This window comes from Rhizobium johnstonii 3841, from assembly GCF_000009265.1.
Lineage (GTDB): Bacteria > Pseudomonadota > Alphaproteobacteria > Rhizobiales > Rhizobiaceae > Rhizobium > Rhizobium acaciae.
In genome coordinates this window covers 323,312-348,270 of record NC_008378.1, presented here as the reverse complement: position 1 = coordinate 348,270, position 24,959 = coordinate 323,312, and the positions used below count along the sequence as shown (strand labels likewise).

Below are 24,959 nucleotides of genomic sequence, written 5' to 3'. Positions count from 1 at the left end.
ATCTGTCAAATGGTCAGGCTTGGAATGGCTGGCCCCTCCGCTCGCAGCCGTTTGAAGCGGTCGTTCTTGGCGCCAGAACGACAACAGGCAAACAGCACAGTTCTTCTGGAATGACCTCAGCCGGAGGCTTGACCGACCTCTGAAGCATGGACCACCACGCAGTTGCGGCCGGTCTTTTTGGCAAGGTAGAGCGCCGCATCCGCTTGTCGCTGCATGTGCTCTGCTGACACGAGTCCGCTGTTTTGCATCAATATCGCTACTCCGATGCTGACAGTGACCCAGGGGCCGACGCGGGAGGTAGGATTTGGAAGAGACGCAGCTTCTACTCGGCTGCGAATTCTCTCAGCGATCACCCCGGCCTCTTGTTCATCAGAGCCTGGGAGAAAGACGAGAAATTCTTCGCCTCCGTACCGGGCGACCTGGTCCCGCTCGTCTCTCATGCTGCTCTGAATGATGCCGGCAACTTTCACCAGGCAGCGGTCGCCTTCGGCATGTCCGAGATTATCGTTGAGATGCTTGAAGTCGTCGATATCGCACATCAGCATCGCCGCGCCGCTCGTTCGTTTAAGATCCTCGCTCCAGAAATAATGGAGCGTTTCCATCATCGAGCGCCGGTTGGCGACACCCGTCAGCGGATCGGTCCGCGCCAGCAATTCAAGCTGCGAGTTGGCGTCGGTAAGCTCCGCGAGGCGACTTCGATCTCGTAACTCGAGCAAGAAAGTCTTCTGAGCGAAGATGGTTGCGGTGCGTCGGGCAACGACGGTTGCAGCCACACCGCTTGCGAAAAACAGCGTACCGGCCAGAGCACTCCCCGCTTTAATGTCTGGATTGCGCAGCTGAAACACAAGGTAGATACCGAGGGCAGTAGCACCGATCGCCATCGCCCAACCGAGTGGAACGGGAAATATGATAATGGCGGTGACGGCCACAAAAAGCATGATGTTCAAATGCCGCTCGTAAAACTCGCCACCGGTGTTAACGCCCACCAAGGCGACCGACAGGAGGATGAGAAAAACAGCCGAGAGGATGAAAACTCCCTGCACCCACAAGGCATGCGGCCGCAGGAAGGCTATCGATGCGACAAGAGCTGCGGGGGGAAGGATAGACGCTGGCCAAAGCATCGACATCACAGTTTCGGTCGGAAGCAAGACCGCGTTGAGGCCCAACGTCAGAACGTCGAGCACGATTACCCAAACCATCCACGCGCGGATGATCTTGGCAGTCCGCGGCCAGGAGCGTTCGCGAAAAAGCAGGGCCAGTTCACCATTGAAGCGGATATCACGCGTGCGTCCACCGAGCAGGCGCTCGACCTGCTCGACAATGGCCGGGCTCAACCTCTGAAGAGGTTTCCGCGAAGACGCCCTTACCGGTTTGATAGGAGCTGTGGTTCGCTCGGTATCCATGTGTCGGATCTAGGGAGCAGACGACCGGAGACAAGACGAGCCGCAAATTGCGCCGCAAAAGACGATATGCTTGCCCTAATGATTTTGGACCACTTCACGACAGTATGTTGTTAAGGTGTGTCACATCGGTTCAAAGTCTCACCCGCGCCGGGCCAAATTTACGGTTCGCCCCCATCGAGACCGGAAGATTGACAGTCGTCTCAGTCCGCACTTGGTCCCTCGCACGACAGAACCGCCTCCGTTGGCAATTTACCCGAACAAAACGTTACGGGCTCGATGCTGAGTGCAACCTGTTCGGGAGCGTCGAACGCAGCAATTTTATCGATTAAAAGATGACTAAAATAATCATCTTATGTTGACAGAGCCAATTTCGCTCCATAGGTTCCGCCCGCATCCGTGGCGTAGGGACCAAGCAATGGCGCGTGTTTTTTTGAATGTTTCTAATAATGTATCGCGAATTTATAGAGATAGCCTATTTGTCACGACAGCGATCGTCCTGATCGGCATTGCAGCATCGCCGGCCTCAGCCCAGAGCGCATCCGCAGATGCCGGCGCGACAGCGCTGGAACCGATCGTCATTCAAGGCGCATCCTCTGATAGCAAGACGGACCGGACGTCCGTTGCCGCCAAGAACAGTTCGGCCGCGACCAAGGTCAACACGCCGCTCGTCGAAACGCCGCGTTCGGTCTCGGTGACCACCGAGAAGGAAATCGAGCAGCGTGGCGCCCAGAGCATCATCGAGGCCGTGCGCTACTCGGCCGGCGTGACGACAGGGCCGAACGGCTTCGATCCGCGCTTCGACCAGATCTACATCCGCGGCTTTAACGTTACGACGGTCGGTGACTACCGTGACAGCTTGCGCCAGCCCTACATCAATTACGGCATGTTCCGCACCGATCCCTATCAACTGCAGCGCGTCGAGGTGATCAAGGGGCCGGTATCCGTGCTCTACGGCTCGGGATCGCCGGGCGGTCTCGTCAACAAGATATCGAAGCTTCCGACCGAAGAGCCGATCCGCGAGGTGGGTATTTCATACAGCACCAAGGATCGGGCTCAGGCGATGTTCGATTTCGGCGGGCCGATCAGCGAAGACAATGACGATTTCCTCTATCGCATCGTCGGCCTTGCCCGCCGTGGCGACACCAATTTCGATATTGCCGACGACCGCTATTTCCTGGCGCCGTCCTTCACCTGGAAACCGGACGAGGGCACGACCTTCACGGTGTACGGTCTGGCGCAGGCCGACGAGACCGACTCCAACGTCGGCGCGATCACGACTCTGGACGGCAGAATACTCGACATCAGGCAGAGCGATCCCGACTACGACTACCAGAAGGTCAAGCAGCAGCAGGTCGGCTATCAGTTCGAGCATGAATTCGACAATGGCCTGACGTTCCGGCAGAACCTGCGTTACTCGCATCTCGATCTCAGGGCGCGCTACCTCGGCGTTTCCAGCTGGACCGGGACCGTCGCACATCGCAACGCAAGTTCGATCCGGGACGAGATGAACGTCTTCCAGGTCGACAACCAGCTCGAGGCGAAGTTCGATACAGGCCCGCTTGCCCATACGATGCTGTTCGGGCTCGACTACACCAATCTCCAATCCAATTGGGGCTACGGCATTGGCGCCGTCAACTCGGCATTCGATTTCGATATCGCCAATCCGACCTATGGCGTCTCGGGCGCAACGCCGGCCTATAACTTCATCGTTGCCGATGCCGACATGCGACAGGTCGGTGTTTACGCCATGGATCAGATCGAGGCCGGAAACTGGCGCTTTAATCTCGGCGGCCGCCAGACCTGGGTGAACCAGACGCGAGATACGACCTACCCCTCCTTCGGGTCGAACGAATCGGAAGACGTCAACAAGAATGCGTTCTCCTGGCAGGCCGGCGCGCTTTATCTCTTCGACAACGGCATCGCGCCCTTCGTCTCTTACGCAACTTCGTTTGACCCGGTGACCAACCGGTCGACATCCGGCAAGATTCTTGAGCCGACAGAGGGTGAACAATACGAACTCGGCGTAAAATACCAGCCGCCAGGGACAGATATCCTGCTGTCGGCGGTCGCCTATCATATCGTCGAACAGAACAAGCCAGTGCTGGTCAATCCGGTAACCCTTGCCTATGACTCGCTCGGCGAGGTGACGGGAAAAGGCATCGAGCTTGAAGCCCGCGCGGCAGTCGCCGATGGCCTGGATCTCATTGCAGCCTACACCTACAATCATTCCGAGGTGACCGGAGGCAACAACGAGGGCAATACGCCAGCCGTGACGCCGTCACATGTCGCAAGCCTCTGGGCCAACTATACATTCCAGGAAACCAACCCCTTCAACGGCCTGTCGGTCGGCGCGGGTGTCCGTTATGTCAGCGAGAATTGGACAGATACAGCCAATACCTCGAAGAATCCCTCGAGCTTCTACATCGATGCATCCGCCGCTTATGATTTCGGCGCGGTCGACAAGAAATATGAGGGCCTGACGGCCGCCTTCAATATCCGCAACATTGCCGACGAACGCGACACTGTCTGCAACGAAGGCTTCTGCTATCTCGGCCAGGGCCGCAACATGACCGGCACCCTGAAATACCGGTGGTAAGGCACGGCAATGGAGACAACCGGGGCGTTTCAGCGCCCGACCTTGATCGCTGACCATCCTGTCGCCCACCAGGCCGTCGACCTCGACGGTCTGGTGGGCGACGGCCCGTTCTCCTATTGCCGCGGCAAGCTGCTCAGCGCTCTCCCGCAGACGGGCATCGTTGTTTCCTGCAGGGATCTTTGCGACCGAGCGATCTTCGACGAGATCATTGGCCGATATGCGCAAAAATTTCCGGGCAGCGACCGTCGTGCGATCGTCTCCATGTGGACCCTCTATTATTTCAGCATGCTGACGATTGCTCCGAGCGTCCATATGTTCATGAACCGCATCGCGCTGCCGTTGGAGGTCGACCGGCTTTTGCTCGTCTGCAACGAACAGACAGGCAAGCCGGAAGCATTCGTGATGTCAGGCAGGCCCGAGGTGACGAGTGACCCGGCCGGCGAGCTTCACCGGCTGATGCTCGGTCACGCCGAGCCCGTCATCGCGGCGATCGCCGCCAACGCCGGCGTCGCACCGAAGCTTCTCTGGAACAATGTCGCGGCCTATCTCTCCTGGATTCTGAAGGAGATCGCTCATCGCCATGGGCCCGTCCACGTCGAAGGCGGCCTGGCGCTGCTGGAAGAAGCTCAATGGCCGGGTGGCGGGCGCAACCCGATGTTCGGCATGATCCGCATTGCGCGCCAGCAATGCGGGCTCGAATTCGTGCGCCGGAAAATCTGCTGCCTGCGCTATAACCTGCCGGGCGTCGGTGGCTGCGGCGAAGCCTGCCCGCTGCCGGAGGGGCGCCACTAGCTCCTATCGTCCGCCGCGTGCAGAGACGGGTGCCCTGCGCACCAGTTATTGCCAATGCGCGCCAAGCAGAAAGTCTCGTCGTCTCAAAGCGTAGCCTCACCTGCCTCGACGCCGGCGAGTGGCTTGACCATGAACAGGCATGGATGGTCCTCGTGCCAGAGCTTTGCAAAGACCTCCGCCCGCACAAAGCCGTTCCGGTCATAGAAACGCCGCGTCGCCTCGAACTGCGGTTCGTCGAGGCCTCGCGGGGCGAGCGTCTTGACCGTCAGCAGCCGCGCACCCGATTCATGGCCGAAACGTTCGGCCGCATCGATGAGATGGCGTCCGGCGCCGCGACCGTGATGTTCCGGTCGTGTCGCGATCAGCGCGATCTCGACGGCGCCGGGCGGGTGCCGCTTCAGGGCCATCAACGCGGTCACGACATCCGCTTCGACATAGCCGAACACCGGCAGGTCTTCGATCGCCTGGGCGCTCGCTTCGATAACCGCAGGTTCTGAAAACCAGTCCGGCAAAGCCCCCATGATCGATCGGCAGAGCTCTGCCTTGCCGGTCAGGATCTCAATTGTTTTTCCCATTTTTTCTCGCCTCCGATCGGTCGATTTAAACTTGACTCCTGTTATCACCTTAAAATAGACACTGCAATCAAATCGTGTACTTCAGCTCAAAAAAGGAGCCCGAGACCGAACCGGCCAGCAACGACAGAGCCTGATTTTCCATTTGTAAAAAGGGTACAGGACAATGCAAGCATTGCATCGTGATGTGAACGGAAATGCCGTGGTCAACGCCATGATCGAAAACAAGGACAAGCTCCTTAAAACGATTGAAAGCGTTGTCAAATCAAAGTCATATTCCGAGGATATCTTTCAAGATGGAGTCATTAAAGCCTATGGGGTCAAGACCGACGACATTCGTTGCCCGATCGGCTACGCCTTCCGGATGGTCTACAATCTCGCACTCGATGAGAGCCGCCGGCGACGCCAGAAGATGAACAACCATAGGTCGATAGACCAGATTCAGGAGATCACGGCTCCCATCCCCACCGTGCTCGACCAGCTCGTCGCTGCCGAGACCCTGCGCAATGTGCTTGCCTCGCTCGAGGCGCTGCCGAAGCGAACCAACGATGCCTTCATTCGCCATCGCCTCAACGGCGTGCCGCAGAAGGATATTGCAGCCGAACTCGGCGTCTCAAGGACCCTCGTCAACTTCATGATCAAGGCGGCAGAGGAACATTGCCATCTGGCGATCGCCGAACCTGCTTCCCGCCCCGACCATGCGCACCCGCAGGAGCCTACCGTTTCGCTGCGTGCAGCGCCTGCTGCAAATCGCTCCACAGCAGTTCCGGCTCTTCCAGGCCAACGGCGAAACGAACCGTCTGCTCGCTCACGCCGAACCGGATGAAGGAGGTCATCCGGTCGGGGATCTGCAGCGCGACCTTGGCGGGGACCACCAGCGTTTCGGGTCCCCCCCAGCTGACACCGAGACGGATGTCGCGAAGGCTATTCACAAAGCGTGCGACATCGATATCGGGATTGAGGTCGAAGGCAAACAGCCCGGCATAGCCCGTCAGCGTCGCCCGCCCGGGATGCTCCTGAAATGCCGGGTGACGAACGCATCCGATCGCAGAATGCTCCTTCAGCCGCCCGGCCAGCAAAAGCCCGCTGCGCTCATGCTCCTTGAGACGGACACGCAGCGTGCGCATGCCGCGCAGCAGCAGCCAGGCTTCGAACGGTGACAGTTTGGCGCCGACATAGGGGTAGGATGTCGCGTTGATCCTGGCGATGGCTTCTTTCGAGCCGACGACGACGCCGGCGACCGTATCGCTGTGACCGCCGAGATATTTCGAGGCGGCGTGAATGACGATATCGACGCCATGCTGGATCGGTTTCTGAAAGAGCGGCGTTGCCCAGGAATTGTCGATGATACTCGTGACGCCAGCCTCCTTTGCCATGGCCGACAGCGCCGCAATGTCCTGAAGCTCGAAGACGAAGGATGTGGGGTTTTCGAGGTAGAGCAGCTTGGCACCCGACAGGGCCTTGCGGACCTCGTCGTGGTCGGCGGGATCGACGAAATCCACCGCGACACCGAGCCTGGCAAGCAGCTTCACCAGAAGGCGGTAGACATCGTTGTAGAGATGGCGGACCGCAACGACCCGGTCTCCCGCCTCAACAAGACTGAGAATTGTCGATGTAATGGCGGCCGTTCCGCTGGAGAAGGCACGTCCGTCCTCTGCGCCCTCGAGGCGGGCGACCAGCAGTTCGAATTCGCGAACCGTCGGATTGTCGCCGCGCGAATAGATATAGTTGCGCGTGCGTCCGGCAAAGACATCCTCCATCGCCTCGTAACTGTCGTAAGTGAAGAGCGATGTCTGGAAGATCGGCGGAGACACGGCGTTGAATGCCGCCGGATCGACAGGCGTAAAGAGATCGTCAGCGGCCGCATGGGCGCCAAGGTCGTGCGGGTTGATCGACTGGTTCATGGTCATCCTCTCATGGACAAAAGTTGGGATATGGACGGATGGAGGTCAGATGGTCGGCAGCGCGCTGACGGAGCGCGCTGAGCGTCCTCGCCAGGCAGCCGGCTGACAGCAGGCCGGTCAAGGCAGAGGCCAGGAACATTGCTGCCAGCAAGCCTGAAAAACCGAAGAACGGCGGCAGAAGAGCAAGCAGCGGAAAAAGAAGATAGCCATTCTGCGCCAGGCCGATGGCAACCGCCGCTTTCGGTCTGCCCTGGGCCTGGAAGAGGATCAGCACCGTTTGCCGCAGGCCGAACAGCAAAAGGGGAAGATGGGTCGCAATGATCGCTTGCCCGGCGATCCCGATCACCGTGGCATCGTCGGTGAAGAACGAGGCAAGCTCTTCGGAGAAAACGAGCGCCCCCAACCCGTATGCGCCACTCACCGCACTGGTGACCACTGTGAGGATGCGGGCTGCCGACAGCATCCGGGTCGTATCGCCTCGACCCCAGGCAAAGCTCAGGATCGACTGGGCTCCGAGTGAAATGCCGATGACGGGGAGGGTTCCGACCGCCAGCAGCCGCAAGGCGATCCCGACGCCGGCAATGCCGGCTTCTCCGTGATAGGTGCCGGCGAGCGATACCACGGCCGCAATCGCGCCTGCGGTTGCGAGACTGGTCAGTGTCGTCGGTGCGCCCACAGCAAGCACAGGCCTGAGATAGCCGATATCTCTCCACCGCCAGCCAAAGGTCAGCCGGACGGTCCCAAGTCGCCTGGCGTGGTAAGCAGCATAGATGCAAAGCGCGACGAGCTGGGACAGGATGGTTGCGATTGCAACGCCCTGCAGGCCGAGGCCGAAGCCGAAGATCATGATCGGGTCGAGGATCATGTTCAGCGCAAAGCAGGCGACCAGCGTCCACATGCTGAAACGGGCATTGCCCTCTGCTATTGCCAGGAAATCGAGAATGATCTGCGCCATCGTCAGCGGCACCGAGACCGCAATGATCATCAGGTAATGTTGCGCGAGCGGCTGAAGGGCAGGCGTGGCGCCAAACAGCAGCAAATCCGGAAATGCGAGGATTGCGATGGCGCTTGCCGCGCCGAAGACGACGCCGGCAGCAAGGCTGATCGAGGCAATGGCGCCGGCCCGGGATCGGTTGCCGGCGCCGAGCGTGCGTCCGACCTCTGTTGCGACACCGACGCCGATCCCTTCGCCGAAGGCGGCGACGAGCATGAGGACCGGCAGGACGATCATGATCGCCGCGATTTGGTCGTCACCGATCATCCCGACGAAAATCATGTTGATCGTGTGATGGGCGGCGTTGATCGACAGGCCGAACATGGCCGGCAGTCCGAGCCGAAGCAGCAGCCTGAGGAGCTCAGGACTGGCAAGGTCCTCCGGTGCGAGGCGCTGCCGTTTCCGGAAGCTGCCGCTTGTGTCGCTCATATCGTTCATGACGCAGGCACCCAGAGACGATCGCCGAAAAAACGCTCGCGGCCGAGCATCACCAGGAGCGCCCGCTTATGCGGAAAATCGAAATGCTTGACCTTGGCAAAACCCGAACGGTCGAGGTTGCGGATCTGCTGTTCGTGACTGGCGCGCGGCTCGCCGACGATGCGCTTCGTGCGCGGATCGTCGAGGAAGATGAAATGCATCAGCGAGGGAAGCCATGCGCTGATCCATTTCTTGCCGCGATAGCCGGGCTCGCCGATCGCCACATGCCATCCACGATCATAGTCGTCGGCGTCGTAGAAGGGGCCGAGCCGGTTCTCTTTCGCCCAATAGACTTCGAAATAGCCGAAGGGGATGTCCGCGAAACTGCCGATTAGCGGCAGGACATGCGGATCTGCGATCCTCTCTTCCAGGATCTCCCGGTGCTTGTCGATCGAACCCGCATCCTCCCAGATCGTGTTGACCTGTTCGTCGTTCATCCAGCGATGAAATCCTGCAAGATCGGTCTCCGGGTCGGCCACCGTGAAGGTGATTTCCCGTTCCAGCCAGGGGATGAAACGCCTGTAGATCGTGCCCTTCGGCTTTGCGGGTCGACGCGGATGATACCGGCCCGCGGTCATCTCCTGCACGGGCGGCAGCGGATAGGACAGCTGCGGCAGCCACAGCGATGGCCACTGCCACAGGATCGCCGAATCGAGCCTTCCGACTGCATCCGCAATATGCGGCGGGAGGCTTGCCTGATGCCCTTCGAAGACGACTGACGTGATCGAGCGATCCTCTGCCGTCACGGCTTCGGCGGCCGCCATAAGAAGCTCCGGCGATTGCACCGGATCACGATGGTAGAAGGTCACCGACGCGATGCCGGCCTCGACCTCGAATGCGGCTTCGTGGTGGCCGTAAGCGGTCTTGAGGTGGATGAGATTGGGGGCGAGGCTGACGTAGCTGCGCGACTGCAGAGCGCGCCTTGGTTTGACGGCGTCGAAATCCATGATGTTCTCCTTGGCCGGTCGGGGGCCGGTCGGGCTTTTGGCGCTGTGAGCATGAAGCGTGCTCTTACGCCGATTTAGTAGAATGACGATCCATCTCCCGCTGGGTTTAGAGATAAGTGAAGAAAAAAATTCTCATCAATTTTCTAAACTGCAGCCTGCCGGATCCGTCACTTGCGCATGACCATCATCACCGCAGGAGCTGCGAATGGATAATCTTGAACTTCACGACGATCTCTGGATCGCCGTCATCGACACCGAGCGTCGCTACTCGGTCTGGCCGCAGGACAAGCGGATTCCCCTGGGCTGGGAGCCGGCGGGTTTTGCCGGTTCGCGCCAGCAATGCCTGGCGCATATCGCTGACGTCTGGGCGGATCCGCGCCCCCTCTCCTTGCGCTCGGCAATCGCCGGCGATGCGCGTCTCTGAAAACGGCTGGATGGCACGGATGAACAAACAGATCACAAATTTCGCAGATGCCTACCCGACCGATGTCGCAACGGATGCGATCTTCGAGAGCTTCCCGCTGACGATCGCGCAGAAGCGTATCTGGTCGCTGGAGCAGATCGGCAATGAGACGGTATTTCCCGACCAGGTCATTTCGCTGCGATTAAGCCCGGCGGTCGACGTCAAGACCATTGCCGGCGCCTGCCGGACGCTCGTGGCGCAGCATCCGTCGCTTGCCACCCGGTTCCGCCGGCTGGCGGGCGGCCGCGTCGAGCAATACTGCGGCGCATTGAACGCAGTACCGATCGAGATTGTCGGCGAAGGCGCGGCTCTTGCTGAGGCCGATGCGTTGGCCGCCCAGAAAGCCTTCCGCGACGGGCGCTTCGATCTCCTTGCTGGTCCACCGGCGCGTGTTCAGATTATCTTGCTTGCCGATGGGCAGTCGCTTCTGACGATCGTGCTTCATCCCGTGATCTCGGACGATCGCGAGAAGTCTATTCTCTCCGGCTCCCTGACGCGAATTCTCGACGGCGCAGCCGCCGGCGACACACAGCTGACCGAAATCTTGGCCGGAACGCGGGAGGCTGAATGGCTGCAGACCGAGCAGGCGCAGGAATCCCTCTCCTATTGGCGGAACACGATCGGTCTCGACTACGCCGCCTCGACCTTTCCCACCCGCTTCAACAGTGGCGGGCTGGCAGGTGTGGCGCGCGCTCAACATCGATTTTCGATCGAGCCCGATCTCTGGGGCAAGCTCGGTCGACATGCGCAGCATAAGGGTTATCAGGTCGAGCGCGTGCTTCATGCGGCCTTTTGCGCGATGCTGGCACGTTACAGCGGCAACTATGCTTTGCTGACCGGGCTCCTGGTCGCGCGGCCGCAGAAGGAACATCTTGCGAACCGCGGCCGTGCCGAACAGGTCCTTCCCCTCGTCCTGTCGCTGACATCAAGAAGCTCTCTCGACGATGTCATCGCAGCGATCTCATCGGCAACGGAGGAGGGGCTTGCCCGGCTCGTTCCGCTGGAGCGCATCACGCAGGAACTGGTCGTCGACGAAGCGGCCGCCCAGGAAGCCGTGGTCAAGGCGCTGTTCGAATTCCGCGAGCCGTATCCGGTCCCAAGACACGCAACAAATCTGGAACCACTGGGCGCGCGCGCCGATAGCGAGCTTTCCCTGGTGGTCGAGGCACGTCTGGATGGGGCCGCAGCTGGGCTGATCGATTATGCGCAGGATCTCTATGACGGCGCGCTGATTGCCCGTGTCTCCCGGCATTTCACCCTCGTGCTCGAGCAGATCGTTGCGCGGCCGAAGGTGCGGATCAAGGACATCGAACTCGTGGGGTGCGACGAGCTCGACCAGTTGTCGGCGCCCTACGAAGACGAGGTCGTCAACGACGACAGACCGGTCCACGAGCTGATATCGGCCCATTCGCGCCAGACGCCGAAGAAGACGGCGATTGTCTACGGTGACGAGGAATGGAGCCATGGCTGGCTGGAGGCCAGTACCAACCGTCTCGCACATCGGTTGCGGCAACTGGGCGTTCGTGCCGAGGTGACGGTCGCCATCTTCATCAAGCGATCGCCGGAGGCCATCGTCGGGATCCTCGCGACGCTGAAGGCGGGCGGCGCCTATATCCCGGTCGAGCCCGACCATCCGCCGGTCCGCAACCATCACATTCTGCGCGACGGCGGCGTCAAAATCGTCCTGACCCATAGCTGGCTTCGCCATCGGCTGCCGGAAGAGCTCGACACCATTATCCTCGAACTCGACAAGATCGACCTCGACGGCGAGCCGGATACGCCGCTTGATATTCCCACTCACAAGGATCAGCTCGCCTATGTCATGTACACCTCCGGATCGACCGGACTACCGAAGGGTGTGGCCGTCGAGCACGGTCCGCTGACGCACCATCTGCAGAACACCTCGCGTGTCTATGGCATGAGCTCGGCATCCCGCGAGCTGCCGTTCCTGCCTTTCAGTTCGGATGGCGGGCACGAGCGGTGGATGAACCCGCTGATGGAAGGCGGCAGCATCATTCTTCCCGACCAGCCGCTGTGGACACCGGAAGAGACATTGACGGCCATGCGCAAGCATGGCGCCAACAATGCGAGCATTCCGACCACCTATCTGCAGCAACTGGCGGAATGGGCCGATATTTCAGACGGCGCGCCGCCGATGCGGCTTTACTCTTTCGGTGGCGAGGGGCTGGCGCAACCGACCTTCGATCTTCTGTCGCGGGCGCTGAAATCGGAATGGCTGATCAACGGCTACGGGCCGACCGAAACCATCATGACGCCGATGGTCTGGAAGGTGAGGGCCGGCACGAAATTTCAGGGTGTCTATGCTCCGCTCGGTCGCGCTGTCGGGTTAAGGCGCATCTATGTGCTCGACCCTGACCTCAATCCGTGCCCGATCGGCGTGACTGGCGAGCTCTATATCGGCGGCGAGGGCATCGCACGCGGCTATCTCGGCAAGCCGGATACGACTGCGGACCGCTTCATCCCCGATCCGTTCTTCACGGAAGGCGGCCGGCTTTATCGCTCCGGTGATCTGACGCGTTGGCGTGATGACGGAACCGTCGAATTCGTCGGTCGTGTCGACCATCAGGTGAAGCTCCGTGGCTACCGGATCGAGCTCGGCGAGATCGAAGCGGCCCTGCTCCAGCAGCCAGGCGTCGGCGAGGCCCTGGTCGTCCTGCGCGATGACGATGCCGGCGGCGACAAGGCGCTCGTTGCCTACGTCGTTCCGAAGAAAGACGAGACGTTGAACGTCGAGACGATCCGCGCCGGCCTCGAGCGCAGCCTGCCGTCCTATATGGTGCCGGCTGCCGTGGTCGAACTGGAAAAAATGCCGACCAATCCGAACAGCAAGCTCGATCGATTTGCGCTGCCGGCGCCACAACCGGTCAAACGCACAATCGTCCAGCCGTCAACCGTGCTCGAAGAAGAGGTGCTGGATGTCTGGCGGCAGATTCTCAAGCTGGAAGCAATCAGCGTCGAGGACAATTTCTTCGCGATCGGCGGCAATTCGCTTGGCGCGATCCGCATCCTTTCGCAGTTGCGGCAGCGCCGGCCGAAAACCCCGCTCACCGTCGCCGATATCTTCAACAATCCGACCGTGCGCTCATTTGCCGGCGTAATCGAGCAGGGAGACCAACGGGATCTGTCGGAGGTGATCGTGCTGCGTGCTTCCGGCGTCAAGCCGCGGCTCTATTGCTTCCCAGGCCTTCTCGTCAGTACCCGTGAATACGTCAAGCTCGTCGACTATCTCGGAGCCGATCAGCCGGCAACCGGCTTTATCTGCCACTCGCTTTCCGAGAAAAAGGCAGTCGGCGCTCCGGTCGAAGAGATCATCGAGAGCTATGTCGACTATATCAGGACGCACAGCCAGGGAGCGCCCTGCTATTTCCTCGGCTGGTCCTGGGGCGGGCTTCTGGCCTATGAGGCTGCCCGCGCCCTCGGTGATGAGGTCGACGTCAGGATGATGGCGATGGTCGACGTTTGCGATCTCGGATCGGAATTCGCGATCGGCGCAAAGCCGAGGTTCCGGCCCGGCGAGCGCGATGAGCTTCACCGAGACGTGCAGGCATGGCTTGGAAGAACGGCGATGCGTCCCGAATGGGACCGGCTGCTGTCGACGATGGACGCGGATACCTACGATCAGTTCCTGCGCTTTGTCGGCGACGAAAAGGATCCGCTTCCAAACGACGGGCCCGATATCAGCAGTCGCGAGCATACGTTTTGGGTGCTGATCGACAATGCCCTGATCTTCCGCAAGCACCGGCTCGTTCCTCACGATGTGCCGATCTATCCCTGGGCTGCTGACGACAGCCTCAACCGCGGCCTCAACCTGATCGACTGGCGCCGCCTGTCGCCGCGGGCGCGTGCGGCCGAAATCATCACCGGCACCAACCATCTGCACATGATCGGGTCTCCCGCCTTCCACTCAAGGCTTGCCCTGCGTCTCAAGGAAACAGAGAAGGATATCGCATGACCGTCGCTTTTGCCCGCAGGGATGCCGAGCCGCTGGATATTGCCGGCATCGGCATCGGCCCCTCCAATCTGAGCCTCGCCTGCCTGTTCGAGTCGGTGCCCGAGATCAGAAGCCGTTTCTTCGAGCGACGAGACTCGTTCGACTGGCATCCCGGCATGATGATGCCCGGCGTCGAGTTGCAATCGTCCTTTCTGAAAGACCTCGTCACCCCGGTCCTGCCGACCAGCCGCTGGTCATTCGTCTCCTATCTGGTTGCCCATAAGAGGCTCTACGCCTTCCTGAACGCCAATTATGAGGCCGTTCCCCGGCAGGAGTTTGCACGTTATCTCGCCTGGGTGGCCAACGGGTTGGACGGCCTGCGCTTTGGCACGGAGATCCGTGACGTCGAGCATCGCGACGACCGCTTCTTCCTGCGGTTCGACAGCGGGCAGGAGGAGGCGCGAAACCTGGTGATCGGCACGGGATCTCCACCCTTCGTGCCCGACTGGGCAAAACCGTTTCTGGGTGCTGATTGCTTTCACAACAGCGAGGCCAAATCGCGTCTCAGCGATCTCGGCGTTGCCCGCATCGTCGTGGTCGGCGGCGGTCAAAGCGGCGGTGAGGTTGTCGAAGCCCTGCTTGCCGATCCCGGTTCCATGAAGGAGCTGACATGGATTAGCCGGCGTCACAATTTCGAGCCGATCAACGACACGCCGTTTTCGAACCAAGTCTTCTCACCAGAATACGTGCAGGCCTATCTGAAGCTCGGCAGCGAGCAGAAGCAAGCCGCTTTGAAGAACTCGATCCTGACCAGCGACGGCTTGTCGATTTCGACGATACACGCGATCTATCGCCGCCTCTATGCATTGCGCTATCTCGAACCGAGCACACTCAACGCATCTCTGGCGCCAAATCGCGATGTGATTCAGATGGAGCGGAACGGCAATGCCTACCGGCTCATCGTCAGGAACCAATTCGACGGTGGGATCGAGGTGCTTCATGCGGATGCGGTGGTTCTGGCAACCGGCTACCGGTTCCGGTTACCGGATGCTCTCGGCTCACTGGGCGACAGGATAACGCTCGACAGAAACGGCTATCCGCTTCTCAATGACGACTACACGATGCAGTGGACGGGTCCGAGGGCCAACCGGCTGTTTGCGCAGAATGCGGGGCGATACTCGCATGGTATCGCCGATTCTCAGCTCAGCCTCATGGCCTGGCGCAGCGCAACCATCGTCAATACGCTTCTCGGCCGGCAGCATTTCAATGCAGAACCCGACAATGGGCAACTCGCCTGGGCGACGGAGACCGCGTCCGCAATGCCTCATCAGCTCCGCGCCGGCTATTCGGACGGCATGCTATCGTCCTGAAATAGGCGTGTCGAAATGCCGGGGAACCCGGATTGCGAGCAAGCAGCCAGCGCGACGACGTGCTGGCTGCCGCTTTCGACCAGACGATGATGCCATCGCCGATCGCGATCGCCACCATCGACCATGACTGGGATACCATCCTTCCAGGAAAAGGCGACGTTGCGGGGATTCTCGCGCAGCCCGACGCCGAGTGCCTTCAGATGGCTCTCCTTGAGCGTCCAGAGTGCAATGGCCGCGCGCGTGCGTTCGCGCGCAGGCAATTCCGCAAGGCAGCGCCGTTCGTCTGCACTGCAATAGCTATCCACTGCCGCCGCTTCGATCTCGGTATCGGCGCGTTCGCAGTCTATTCCCAGGTGGTCACATCCTGAAGCGACAGCGACCGCCACAAGCCCGTCGGTATTTGCGAGGCTGAAATGCGGCCTCTCACGCCCCTCAAGCCTCAGCTTGCCACGGTTGTCCGGGGACAACAGGAGCTTGCTCGGCGATATCCCGGTATGCACGCTCAATAGCCGCCGCAGGAGATACCGGCCGGCAACGAACGAGGCCCGATCCCGGTCAAAACGGTACGTCGCACCGCGCTCCCGTTCATCCGGTGAAAGCGACTGCATCCAGCGGTTCCAGTCTCCTTCGATCTTGGAATACGGCCAAAGCGCGATTTCAATGCCGGCAGGATGATCTTCAGGTTGGTGCATTTTCGCTCGCCGTGGCTGCTATCTCCCTGAATTTTCAAGAACTCAGGGTCGTAACGCGTTTAATTGATCGCGGAAGTATTGGTCAACTCAGAAGATCTTCGCAAATGAGGCGGGACCATTGTTTAGTTAATACTAAATTATGGAATCCGGTGCGAGATCTTACATCAGCCGGCACGCCGCTCGTCCCAGCTATCTTCGAGGAGACCCGCATGAAACGCCCGAGTATCAAGCAAGCCCTGATCTTAAAGCTGTCGATCATCACTCTGTTCATGGTTAGCCTGTCCTATGTCTCGCTGAGCACGATTTCGACGCTTCGTGCCAATACCGAGCAGATCGGGACCTTCTGGATGCAGCGGCTTGTGACGGCTCGCGAGATCAAGGATGACTTCCTCGACCTGAAACTGGTCTATGCCCAGTACCTCCTGGAGGATACGGCGGAGGAGCGGATGGTTGGACAACAAAAAATCGATGCCGCCGGCGCCGCGGTCGAGAAAGTCGTCACCGAATACGAAAGGGGTGTCCGCACCGAGCGTGGACGCGAACTGATCAACCAGATGAAGCCGGAACTCGCCAAATATCGCGCGCTGGCAGAGCAAATGATCGCGCTTGAAAATGACGGGAAGACGCCTGAAGCAATCCGCCTCTTCAAGGAAAATATGGAACCACAAGCGGAACTGGTCAACAAGGCGGTGGCGGACCTGGTCGCTTTCATTCTCGGCCAGGCCGAAGGTTTTGTGGCCGCGAGCGGTGCTTCCGCGCAATCCGCTTTCATGCTGACGGCCACGATCGCAGTGCTGGCAGTGCTTCTTGCCGTAGCCGGAATCTTATTTGCGATATCGGGCATCGCCAACCCAATCCGAAGCATCGCCTCAGCCATGAGGCGCTTGTCGGATGGCGATCTTGACAGCGATATTCCCTATGCCGGTCGCGCCGACGAAGTCGGCGAAATGGCCGGCGCGGTTGAAATCTTTCGTCAGAATGCCCTCAACGTCGTCAGGCTCGAGAAGGAAGCCGCCGAATCCCGCAGCGAGAGCGAGGCAGCGCGCGCCGCAGCCCAGCAGCGCGCCGAACGCGAGGCGGAACAATTGCGCTTCGCGACCACGACATTGGGCGAAGGCCTCCGGCGGCTTGCATCAGGTGACATATCCTTCCAGCTTTCGGAGCAATTTGCGGCCGAATACGAAGCCTTGCGCGAAGACTTTAACGCTTCGCTCCGGCAATTGGGCGCGACGATCGGCGCCGTGCTGCAGACGGTGTACAGCATCGATAATGGTACCGGTGAGATTGCATCTGCCGCGCAGGATCTTTCCAAGCGTACCGAACAACAAGCCGCCTCTCTCGAGGAGACGGCCGCAGCCCTGGAAGAGATCACGTCGAATGTGACGATGGCGACCAAACGCACCGACGAGGCGCGCAATGTCGCCAAAGAAGCCGATATCAGTGCTCAGCGGTCGGCAGCGGTCGTCTCGCAGGCGGAAGGGGCCATGCGACGCATCGAGGACAGTTCACAGCAGATTTCGAACATCATCGGTGCAATTGATGAAATCGCCTTTCAGACGAACCTCCTGGCGCTGAATGCCGGCGTTGAGGCTGCCCGTGCGGGTGAGGCGGGCAAGGGTTTTGCCGTTGTCGCCCAGGAAGTCCGTGAGCTCGCCCAGCGTGCCGCTCAAGCGGCCAAGGAAATCAAAGGCTTTATTCAAAAGTCATCAGCAGATGTGGAAAATGGCGTGAAACTGGTTCTTGAAACCGGAACCTCGCTCAAGTCGATCGGTGAGTACGTTGTCCATATCAACCAACTCATGGATGCGATTGCCACATCGGCGCGCGAGCAGTCGACTGGACTTGCCGAGATCAACACGGCCGTCAATCAAATGGACCAGGCGACCCAGCAAAACGCGGCAATGGTCGAGCAGTCGACGGCTGCCGTTGCCTCATTGTCCTCCGAGGCGGGCCGCCTGCGGGATCTGGTCAACCAGTTTCAATTGGACGGCGACAAAAGTGCCGCGGACGGGCAGCGCAGCGGGCGGGCCTTTGAAGGCAATAGGCCAATCCACTTGGTCGCTTCGCGGCGCGTGACGCAAAGATGACGCGCGGCTGACGTCAGGTAAGATACCGAAAGACATTGACCTGGCGCCTGGGCGATCATCGGCTCGATCCCTCCAAAGCAGTTGTCCCGCATCACTCGTCGCAAGGCATCATGAGCGGCAGCGATATTCTCATATCCTGCCGCATCGTGTACGGTCGCGGGATCTGCGGACCTATGGGAAACTAAGTGCGATCGATGAAGAAGACCTTCAATCCGGCCTCGGTGCGCCGGCCTTTTGGAAATTACAATCACGGCCTGCTCGTGCCGCCCGGCGCATCGCTCCTGGTCACGTCGGGCCAGCTTGGTATCGGTCTCGACGATGTTGTTCCGAGCGACATCACCGCGCAGGCAGAGCTCTGCTTCGAGGCGATCAAGGCGATCCTCGAAGAGGCGGAGATGAGTTTTGCCGATGTCATCCGCATTTCGGGCTTCGTCACCCGCCGCGAGGATTTCCCGGCCTATATGGCCGTGCGGGATCGCTATACGCTCGATCCAAAGCCGGTTTCCACCTTGCTCGTCATCGGCGGCTTTACCCGCCCTGAGTTCCTCGTCGAAGTCGAGGTGACGGCCGCGAAAATCTTCTAAAAGCGCTCCATCGCCCCTCCGACGCGGGCGAGGAATTTTGCCCGCGTTTCCGGCGTGCAATTGTTCATGTCGTAATGGGCCAGGAACGTCACCGGCCTCACTGGATTGATCTGCGCCCTCAGCACGCGCTTGACGATTTTCTTTGGAGGGTTGCCGGCAGCGAAGGCCCGGAAGGGCGTTGCGCCGTAGGTCAGGACGGCTGCGAGCTTGCGGATGTGGCGCAGCCGCGATTCCACCTTGCCGTTGACCAGCTCGAAGGAAACGCCCGGCAGCCAGACTCGGTCGAAATATCCCTTGAGGATCGCCGGAAAGCCGAAGTTCCAGATCGGGGTGCAGATCACCAGCCCCTCGGCCGCCTTCAACCTTTCGACATGCGATTCCACCAGCTTCAGATTTTCCGGATAGTCGTGATAGGCGAGCCGGTCGTGGCGCGAGAGCACCGGATCGAACCGCTCTTCATAGAGGTCGCAGCCATCCACCATATGCCCGGCCTTCTGCAGGCTCTCGACGGTTTGCCGGTAAAGCGCCTTGCCATAACTTTCCTCGACCGGGTGAGAGTGGAGGACGAGAACCCTCATGAGGCCTCCATCAGGGCCGCCAGGCCGGGGAAGAGATAGTTCTTGCCGGCGTTGAAATCGAAATCGGGATTTTCCCAGGCGATCATCTTGCCGGGATTGAGCAGGCCCTTCGGATCGGTTTCCTGCTTGAAGGCGAGTTGCACCGCATCGGTCCGCTTCATGCCGCCTTCTTCGAGCGTATAGCGGTGCGGGTTGAAGATCGGGCATCCATTATCCTGGTGGATCTTGATGATCTCCTCCAGCCGCTCCTCGGTGGTATAGCGCACCAGCGGCAGGCCCGAGCACTGGATCTGGCCGTCGAATTTGATGAATTCGAGATGACCCGGCACTTCGTCACCGAAGATCTCCACCATCTTGCGGACCTTGGCGACATGATCGGGTCCAGGATATTGCACCTGCAGATAGGTGAAGCTCGGGTCGACCTTCAGCGCACGCAGTGTCGTGTGGTTCCAGGCAAGCTCATAGGCGTGCGGGATGCCGCGCATGCTTTCCACCTTGTCGGAGCGGAACATGATCTCGCCCTTCTGCGCCGCCGTGAAGGCAAGAAAGGCATCCATGGAGTGCGGCGCGATCATCAGCACGACAATCGACTGGCCCTGACGGATGTAGGGCTTGTGGCGGGTGAAATAGTCGTAAGGGATGGGAGCGGCGATCGGCGCGATCTCCTTGACGAGGATGCCGTTGCATTTCGCCAGCGCGTCGGAAAAGCGCACCGCTTCCATGAAGTCGTCATAGCCGACGAGCACATCGACCCAGTCATAGGCAGGCGCAAGCGGCATCTCGATCTCGGTGATGATACCGTTGGTGCCGTAGGCGTGGCTCACCTTCTGGAGATCCCAGCCGGTGAGGTCGAGCACGCGCGGTTCGGCCTCCATCGTGACGACGCGCAGGCGCAGGATATTGCCGAGGTCGCGCAAGCCGCCCCAGGTGATCGAGCCGACGCCGCCCGAGCCGCCGGCAATGAAGCCGCCGACCGTCGCCGTTTGGGCGGTGGAGGGGTGGAAGCGCAGCTCCTGGCCGGAATGGGCCTTGGTCTGCTTGTCGAGTTGGGCAAGTACGATGCCCGGTTCGCAGACGACGCGGCCGGGATGGATCTCTTTGATCTTGTCCATAGCTGCAAGGTTCAGCACGATGCCGCCGGAAAGCGGCATGGCCTGGCCGTAATTGCCGGTGCCGGCGCCGCGCGGCGTGACCGGCACGCCATGGGCATAGGCGACCTTCAGCGTCCGGATGACCTCTTCCTCGGTCTTCGGCGTGACGACGAGATCGGCGGAAACATTGTCGAGCTGCGCCTTCAGGATCGGCGAGTACCAATAGAAATCCCGGCTCTTCTGGCGAACCAGCGCCGGATTGTCCTCGACAGCGATGCCTTCGAGGTCCTTTTTGATCTTCTGATAATCGGCCATGTCAGGCTCCAACGACACTATCGAGTTCACGGTAATCCGGCAGACTGCGGTCGATCACCTTGCCGCGGCGAAGCACGACGCGGTCAGACTGCGGACGGGACAGGAATTCACTCCAGCGCCGTGCGCTGAAGAGCACGAGATCGGCGGGATCGCCGGCGGCGATACGGCCCTTGTCCGGTCGCCCGACGATGGCGGCGGGCGAGGTGGTGACGACACGGGCGGCGGTATCGAGCGGGTGATCGAGATGCAGAATCCGCACGGCCTCGCGGAAGACCTCCACCGGATCGAGATCGCCATAGGCATAGAAGGGATCACGGGTATTGTCGGATGCGACCGCGGTCGCGACACCGGCGGCGACCAGCTCCTTGAACAGGGTGACACCGCGCCAGCGCGGGGTGCGGCCGGGATAGCGGTCCTGCAGATACATGTTGCACATCGGCAGCGCGATGACCGCGATACCTGCCTTGGCGACCAACTCGACGGTGCGCGCGGCGGTGTCTTCGTCCTGGCGGGCGAGCGAGCAGCAATGGCCGGCGGTCACCTTGCCCTCGAACCCGTTGCGCAGCACGGCCTCGGCAATTGCCTTCAGTGTTTCCGCACCGCGATCATCCGTCTCGTCGACATGCAGATCGATATCCAGGCCATGCTCTGCGGCAGTCCTGAAGAGCATGTCGAGCTGCCAGACAAGCTCCGGCCCCATCCGGGTGACGCCGCCAAGCAGGCCGCCGGTCTGTCGGATTGTTGTGACGAGATCGGCAAAGAAGGCGCTGTCTGCCATGGCATCCAGCGGGAAGAGGGCGACCGCTTGCAGTGCGATCCTGTCTTTCCAGGCATCCCGGATTTCGGCAAAGACCTCGAAGGAGATGCGATGCTGGGGCGCAAGCGAATCGAGGTGCGTGCGGATCAGGCTGGTGCCATGGGCATGGGCGGAGCGGAGCGAGAATTCCATGCGCCGTTTGACGTCTGCCGCCGACCAGTTGGCTTCACGGTCGGCCCTGACGGCATCGAGCGCACCCATGAAGCTACCGTCGGGATTGGCCTGGCGCGGCCAGATATGGCCCTTGTCGAGATGGGTATGGATATCGGCAAAGCACGGCCAGACCATTCCGTCCCTGAGATCGGTCCTGGCATAATCGGCGGGTGCGGCGCCGGCCGGCCGGATGGCGGCAATCATGCCGTCGCTGATGACGATATCGACTGTGGCCAGCCCTTCTGTGACCGGCACGTCGATATGCTCGACGGTGACGGCGGGCACTGTCGCATTGCTCAGCACGAACCGGGCAGCATTCGGCGGGGATATGAAGGAATAGGTCATCAGTTTTCCCGTTTGATGCTGCTCTCATGCCAGCGGTGGAGGCTCAGCCAGGCGATGAGTGTGGTGAGGCCGAAGATCGCTACGCCAAGCATGGAGAGCATCAAGAGGGCTGCGAAGAGCCGCGGGATGTTCATCCGGTACTGCGCTTCGAGCAGGCGGAAGGCGAGACCGGATCCGGCACCGGCCGAGCCCGCGGCAAATTCGGCGACGACAGCGGCGATCAGTGCGAGCCCGCCGCCGATGCGAAGGCCGGTCATGAAATAGGGCTGGGCGGCCGGGATCTTCAGATGGATCAACGTCTGCCATCGCGAGGCGCCGTAGAGTTCAAAGAGGTTGATCAGATTGTGGTCGACGCTCTTCAGTCCCTGCACCATGTTCGAAAGGATCGGGAAAAAGGCGACGAGGAAGGCGCAGATCAGCAGCGCGACCTGTGTCGACGGCGCATAGATCAGGATCAGCGGCGAGATGGCGACGATCGGCGTTACCTGCAGGATGACGGCAAGCGGATAGAAGGCAAGCTCGACCCAGCGCGACTGCACGAGAAAGATCGCAAAGCCGACGCCGCCGACAAGCGCCAGCATCAGCGACATGAAGGTGATCTTGGTGGTGACCCAGAGGGCAGGGGCCAGCGTACCCCAATCCGTCACGAAGGCGTTTGCCACAGCGGCCGGTCCTGGCAGGATATAGGGTGGCACGCCGGACAGTTTCACATAGGCGTACCAGACAAGGATCAACAGGGCGATGACGAGGAAGGGGATGGCGATGCGCAGCGCAAGATCGCGGCGCGTTGCGCTTGCGGTACCCTTAACGAGCAGCGGCGATGTGTCTGTTTCGTCACTCATCAATGATCCCCTGCCGAATTGATCGCCCCGATCAGCGAATGCGATACCGTTTCGCAGGCCTTGCGGTATTCTTCCGAGGTGCGGTAGTGCGCGTCGCGTTCGAGGCTGGTGATCAGCGGGACGTCGGCATGCACGCGCCCGGGCCTTGCCTTCATCACGACGATGCGGTTCGAGAGATAGGCGGACTCGAAGACCGAATGCGTCACGAAAATCACCGTAATGCCGGTCGCCTTCCACAGCCGCAGCACATCGTCGTTGAGCTTCTGACGGGTGATCTCATCGAGCGCGGCGAAAGGCTCGTCCATCAGCAGCAGCTTCGGCTTCGTCACCAGCGCACGGGCGATCGAGACGCGCATCTTCATGCCGCCGGAAAGTTCGCGCGGATAGGCCTTGGCAAAATCCTGAAGGCCGACGGTTGCTAGCACTTCCATGATCTGATCATGCGCGGCTGCCTTCGAAACGCGCCTCAACCACAGCGGCAGATGGACATTGTCGAACACGTTCTTCCAGGGCATCAACGTCGGCTCCTGGAAGACAAAGCCGATATCGCCCTCCGGCAGACCTCTGGAATTGATGCGCGAACTCGGCCAATCGATCGTTCCCGAGGTGACATCGCCGAGACCGGCGATGATGCGCAGCGCCGTCGACTTGCCGCAGCCGGAAGGGCCGAGCAGGCTGACGAACTCGCCGCTTTCGACCGTGAGCGACATGTGCGAAAGGGCGACAGTGCCGCTGGAGAAGATCTTCGACACCGATTGCATGATAACAAGCGGCCGCTTGCGCGTCTCTTTCGGGGATACCGCCTGGGCGTCTGCTGGGAGCATTGCTGTCTCGTTCATGCGGGGAGGATACGGCCCGCCACGTCCTCATTGGCGGACCAGGAGAGCCGGCGGTAAGCCTATTTCTTCAGTGCCACGCCGGTGCTCTTGCAGACGAACTTCGTCGTAAACGCTTTGGTGTAATCCGTCTCCGGCTTGAAGACCTTGATCGCCACCATCTCGTTGAAGAACGTCTTGTAGTGCGCATCGGTGATGCAGCCGATGCCCTTGTCGAGGCTGTCGCCGGATTCGATGATGCCGTATTCCTTCATCTTGGCGATCGAATAGGCGAGCTGGCCATCCGTCATTTCAGGATTATCCTTCTTGATCAGCTCGTTCGCCTTGGTGTTGTCGCCATGGAGGTAGTTGTACCAGCCCTCGATCGAGGCATCGACGAAGCGCTGCACGACATCGGACTTGCTGTCGATCATCGCCTGTGTTGTCGTGATCATCGTCGAATAGGGCGAGTAGCCGTTGTCGGCGAGCAGGAAGACCTTCGGCTCAAAGCCTGCCTGCTTCTGGATCTCGTAAGGTTCGGAGGTCAGGTACCCCTGCTGGGCAGAGTCCTTGTCTGCGAGGAAGGGCGCGGGACTGAAGTTATAGGGCTTGTACTGTTCGTCCTTGAAGCCTTTGAAGTTGGCCTTCATCCATTCGAAATAGGTGAGGTAGCCGTCCTTGCTGAGGAACAGCGTTTTCAGCTTGGCGAGATCCTCGAACTTGTCGACGCCGTTGTCCGGATGGGCGATCAGCACCTGCGGATCCTTTTGGAAGATCGCGGCGACATCGACCAGCGGAATGCCCTGCTCGACGGCGGATATTTCGCCCTGCGGGCCGCCCATGTAGAAATCGAGCTTGCCGGAGATCAAGAGCGCGCTGTTTGCAGCATTCGGGCCGCCCTGGACGATGGTGACGTCGAGGCCGTATTTTGCATAGGTACCGTCGGCGACGGCTTGGTAGAAGCCGCCATGTTCCGCTTGGGCAAGCCAGTTCGTCCCATAGCTCACCTTGTCGAGGGCAAGCGCCGGCGAGGCGGCGGCAAGCATCGAAGCGAGGCCGAGGCAGCTCAGGAATTGCGTCTTCGTCTGTGCTTTCAACATGGTCGGCAGTTCCCCTTTTTGACCGAGGGAGGCCTTGCTCGGCCTCCTTTTGAGGGAATTTGAGCCATTG

The 24,959-nt window shown here is 60.4% G+C and carries 20 protein-coding genes; 8 read left to right on the top strand and 12 right to left on the bottom strand.

What is annotated here, in order from left to right:
• Positions 1 to 116 precede the first annotated feature (116 nt).
• The gene (locus RL_RS34545; protein WP_011649097.1) at positions 117 to 1,403 is read right to left on the bottom strand and encodes a GGDEF domain-containing protein; all 1,287 of its coding nucleotides are present in this window, start codon (positions 1,401 to 1,403) and stop codon (positions 117 to 119) included.
• 415 nt (positions 1,404 to 1,818) lie between these two features.
• Between RL_RS34545 and RL_RS34540 the strand changes: the two genes are divergently transcribed.
• Together RL_RS34540 and fhuF are read left to right on the top strand one after the other, a co-directional pair.
• Positions 1,819 to 3,999, top strand: a complete 2,181-nt coding sequence (locus tag RL_RS34540) for a TonB-dependent siderophore receptor (RefSeq protein WP_011649096.1) — start codon at positions 1,819 to 1,821, stop codon at positions 3,997 to 3,999.
• A 9-nt stretch (positions 4,000 to 4,008) separates the two neighbouring features.
• Entirely contained in the window at positions 4,009 to 4,791 is a 783-nt protein-coding gene (gene fhuF, locus RL_RS34535; RefSeq protein WP_011649095.1) for a siderophore-iron reductase FhuF, read from the top strand.
• 83 nt (positions 4,792 to 4,874) lie between these two features.
• Here fhuF and RL_RS34530 read toward each other — a convergent pair whose 3' ends face one another.
• A complete protein-coding gene (locus RL_RS34530; protein ID WP_011649094.1) occupies positions 4,875 to 5,366 on the bottom strand; it encodes a GNAT family N-acetyltransferase in 492 nt (163 codons plus the stop codon).
• Positions 5,367 to 5,529: 163 nt separating this feature from the next.
• Between RL_RS34530 and RL_RS38775 the strand changes: the two genes are divergently transcribed.
• Positions 5,530 to 6,189, top strand: a complete 660-nt coding sequence (locus tag RL_RS38775; RefSeq protein WP_011649093.1) for a sigma-70 family RNA polymerase sigma factor — start codon at positions 5,530 to 5,532, stop codon at positions 6,187 to 6,189.
• Here the strand turns inward: RL_RS38775 and RL_RS34520 are convergent.
• The 3 genes from RL_RS34520 to RL_RS34510 are packed head-to-tail and all read right to left on the bottom strand — an operon-like array spanning position 6,080 to position 9,685.
• Positions 6,080 to 7,267, bottom strand: a complete 1,188-nt coding sequence (locus RL_RS34520) for a PLP-dependent transferase (protein WP_041936994.1) — start codon at positions 7,265 to 7,267, stop codon at positions 6,080 to 6,082. The two genes, RL_RS38775 and RL_RS34520, sit on opposite strands and share 110 nt — an antisense overlap.
• A gap of 10 nt (positions 7,268 to 7,277) precedes the next feature.
• Entirely contained in the window at positions 7,278 to 8,699 is a 1,422-nt protein-coding gene (locus tag RL_RS34515) for an MATE family efflux transporter (protein ID WP_011649091.1), read from the bottom strand.
• Entirely contained in the window at positions 8,696 to 9,685 is a 990-nt protein-coding gene (locus tag RL_RS34510; protein WP_011649090.1) for a GNAT family N-acetyltransferase, read from the bottom strand. Before RL_RS34510 ends, RL_RS34515 begins: the two co-directional genes overlap by 4 nt.
• Positions 9,686 to 9,890: 205 nt before the next feature.
• On the opposite strand from RL_RS34510, the gene RL_RS34505 reads away from it, so the two are divergent.
• The 3 genes from RL_RS34505 to RL_RS34495 are packed head-to-tail and all read left to right on the top strand — an operon-like array spanning position 9,891 to position 15,470.
• A complete protein-coding gene (locus RL_RS34505) occupies positions 9,891 to 10,109 on the top strand; it encodes an MbtH family protein (RefSeq protein WP_028742409.1) in 219 nt (72 codons plus the stop codon).
• A 19-nt stretch (positions 10,110 to 10,128) separates the two neighbouring features.
• Complete coding sequence (locus tag RL_RS34500; protein ID WP_041937045.1) at positions 10,129 to 14,121, top strand: non-ribosomal peptide synthetase; 3,993 nt, start codon at positions 10,129 to 10,131, stop codon at positions 14,119 to 14,121.
• Complete coding sequence (locus RL_RS34495; RefSeq protein ID WP_011649088.1) at positions 14,118 to 15,470, top strand: lysine N(6)-hydroxylase/L-ornithine N(5)-oxygenase family protein; 1,353 nt, start codon at positions 14,118 to 14,120, stop codon at positions 15,468 to 15,470. Before RL_RS34500 ends, RL_RS34495 begins: the two co-directional genes overlap by 4 nt.
• Here the strand turns inward: RL_RS34495 and RL_RS34490 are convergent.
• Entirely contained in the window at positions 15,443 to 16,162 is a 720-nt protein-coding gene (locus tag RL_RS34490) for a 4'-phosphopantetheinyl transferase family protein (protein ID WP_011649087.1), read from the bottom strand. The two genes, RL_RS34495 and RL_RS34490, sit on opposite strands and share 28 nt — an antisense overlap.
• Positions 16,163 to 16,371: 209 nt before the next feature.
• On the opposite strand from RL_RS34490, the gene RL_RS34485 reads away from it, so the two are divergent.
• Together RL_RS34485 and RL_RS34480 are read left to right on the top strand one after the other, a co-directional pair.
• A complete protein-coding gene (locus RL_RS34485; RefSeq protein WP_011649086.1) occupies positions 16,372 to 18,249 on the top strand; it encodes a HAMP domain-containing methyl-accepting chemotaxis protein in 1,878 nt (625 codons plus the stop codon).
• A 194-nt stretch (positions 18,250 to 18,443) separates the two neighbouring features.
• A complete protein-coding gene (locus tag RL_RS34480; protein WP_028742414.1) occupies positions 18,444 to 18,833 on the top strand; it encodes a RidA family protein in 390 nt (129 codons plus the stop codon).
• On the opposite strand, the gene RL_RS34475 is transcribed toward RL_RS34480, so the two are convergent.
• The 6 genes from RL_RS34475 to RL_RS34450 all read right to left on the bottom strand — a co-directional run bounded on the left by RL_RS34475 (position 18,830) and on the right by RL_RS34450 (position 24,889).
• Entirely contained in the window at positions 18,830 to 19,411 is a 582-nt protein-coding gene (locus tag RL_RS34475; RefSeq protein ID WP_011649084.1) for an NAD(P)H-dependent oxidoreductase, read from the bottom strand. The genes RL_RS34480 and RL_RS34475 overlap by 4 nt on opposite strands.
• On the bottom strand, positions 19,408 to 20,817 hold the full coding sequence (locus RL_RS34470) for an FAD-binding oxidoreductase (protein WP_011649083.1): 1,410 nt from the start codon (positions 20,815 to 20,817) through the stop codon (positions 19,408 to 19,410). The genes RL_RS34475 and RL_RS34470 overlap by 4 nt, the downstream gene beginning before the upstream one ends.
• 1 nt (position 20,818) lies before the next feature.
• Positions 20,819 to 22,132, bottom strand: coding sequence for a cytosine deaminase (locus tag RL_RS34465; RefSeq protein ID WP_011649082.1), 1,314 nt, complete (start codon positions 22,130 to 22,132; stop codon positions 20,819 to 20,821).
• The gene (locus RL_RS34460) at positions 22,132 to 22,974 is read right to left on the bottom strand and encodes an ABC transporter permease (RefSeq protein ID WP_041936993.1); all 843 of its coding nucleotides are present in this window, start codon (positions 22,972 to 22,974) and stop codon (positions 22,132 to 22,134) included. Before RL_RS34460 ends, RL_RS34465 begins: the two co-directional genes overlap by 1 nt.
• Positions 22,974 to 23,798, bottom strand: a complete 825-nt coding sequence (locus tag RL_RS34455) for an ABC transporter ATP-binding protein (RefSeq protein WP_011649080.1) — start codon at positions 23,796 to 23,798, stop codon at positions 22,974 to 22,976. Before RL_RS34455 ends, RL_RS34460 begins: the two co-directional genes overlap by 1 nt.
• Before the next feature lie 74 nt (positions 23,799 to 23,872).
• On the bottom strand, positions 23,873 to 24,889 hold the full coding sequence (locus tag RL_RS34450) for an ABC transporter substrate-binding protein (protein ID WP_011649079.1): 1,017 nt from the start codon (positions 24,887 to 24,889) through the stop codon (positions 23,873 to 23,875).
• Positions 24,890 to 24,959: the final 70 nt, after the last annotated feature.

What these genes read in the sequence shown, in the direction of transcription:
- RL_RS34465 (WP_011649082.1), bottom strand. Translation starts at nt 22,132, where the DNA reads ATGACCTATTCCTTCATATCCCCGCCGAATGCTGCCCGGTTCGTGCTG.
- RL_RS34530 (WP_011649094.1), bottom strand. Translation starts at nt 5,366, where the DNA reads ATGGGAAAAACAATTGAGATCCTGACCGGCAAGGCAGAGCTCTGCCGA.
- RL_RS34520 (WP_041936994.1), bottom strand. Translation starts at nt 7,267, where the DNA reads ATGAACCAGTCGATCAACCCGCACGACCTTGGCGCCCATGCGGCCGCT.
- RL_RS34490 (WP_011649087.1), bottom strand. Translation starts at nt 16,162, where the DNA reads ATGCACCAACCTGAAGATCATCCTGCCGGCATTGAAATCGCGCTTTGG.
- RL_RS34455 (WP_011649080.1), bottom strand. Translation starts at nt 23,798, where the DNA reads ATGCTCCCAGCAGACGCCCAGGCGGTATCCCCGAAAGAGACGCGCAAG.
- RL_RS34540 (WP_011649096.1), top strand. Translation starts at nt 1,819, where the DNA reads ATGGCGCGTGTTTTTTTGAATGTTTCTAATAATGTATCGCGAATTTAT.
- RL_RS34500 (WP_041937045.1), top strand. Translation starts at nt 10,129, where the DNA reads ATGAACAAACAGATCACAAATTTCGCAGATGCCTACCCGACCGATGTC.
- RL_RS34485 (WP_011649086.1), top strand. Translation starts at nt 16,372, where the DNA reads ATGAAACGCCCGAGTATCAAGCAAGCCCTGATCTTAAAGCTGTCGATC.
- RL_RS34470 (WP_011649083.1), bottom strand. Translation starts at nt 20,817, where the DNA reads ATGGCCGATTATCAGAAGATCAAAAAGGACCTCGAAGGCATCGCTGTC.
- RL_RS34495 (WP_011649088.1), top strand. Translation starts at nt 14,118, where the DNA reads ATGACCGTCGCTTTTGCCCGCAGGGATGCCGAGCCGCTGGATATTGCC.
- fhuF (WP_011649095.1), top strand. Translation starts at nt 4,009, where the DNA reads ATGGAGACAACCGGGGCGTTTCAGCGCCCGACCTTGATCGCTGACCAT.
- RL_RS34480 (WP_028742414.1), top strand. Translation starts at nt 18,444, where the DNA reads ATGAAGAAGACCTTCAATCCGGCCTCGGTGCGCCGGCCTTTTGGAAAT.
- RL_RS34450 (WP_011649079.1), bottom strand. Translation starts at nt 24,889, where the DNA reads ATGTTGAAAGCACAGACGAAGACGCAATTCCTGAGCTGCCTCGGCCTC.
- RL_RS34510 (WP_011649090.1), bottom strand. Translation starts at nt 9,685, where the DNA reads ATGGATTTCGACGCCGTCAAACCAAGGCGCGCTCTGCAGTCGCGCAGC.
- RL_RS34545 (WP_011649097.1), bottom strand. Translation starts at nt 1,403, where the DNA reads ATGGATACCGAGCGAACCACAGCTCCTATCAAACCGGTAAGGGCGTCT.
- RL_RS34515 (WP_011649091.1), bottom strand. Translation starts at nt 8,699, where the DNA reads ATGAACGATATGAGCGACACAAGCGGCAGCTTCCGGAAACGGCAGCGC.
- RL_RS34475 (WP_011649084.1), bottom strand. Translation starts at nt 19,411, where the DNA reads ATGAGGGTTCTCGTCCTCCACTCTCACCCGGTCGAGGAAAGTTATGGC.
- RL_RS34460 (WP_041936993.1), bottom strand. Translation starts at nt 22,974, where the DNA reads ATGAGTGACGAAACAGACACATCGCCGCTGCTCGTTAAGGGTACCGCA.
- RL_RS34505 (WP_028742409.1), top strand. Translation starts at nt 9,891, where the DNA reads ATGGATAATCTTGAACTTCACGACGATCTCTGGATCGCCGTCATCGAC.
- RL_RS38775 (WP_011649093.1), top strand. Translation starts at nt 5,530, where the DNA reads ATGCAAGCATTGCATCGTGATGTGAACGGAAATGCCGTGGTCAACGCC.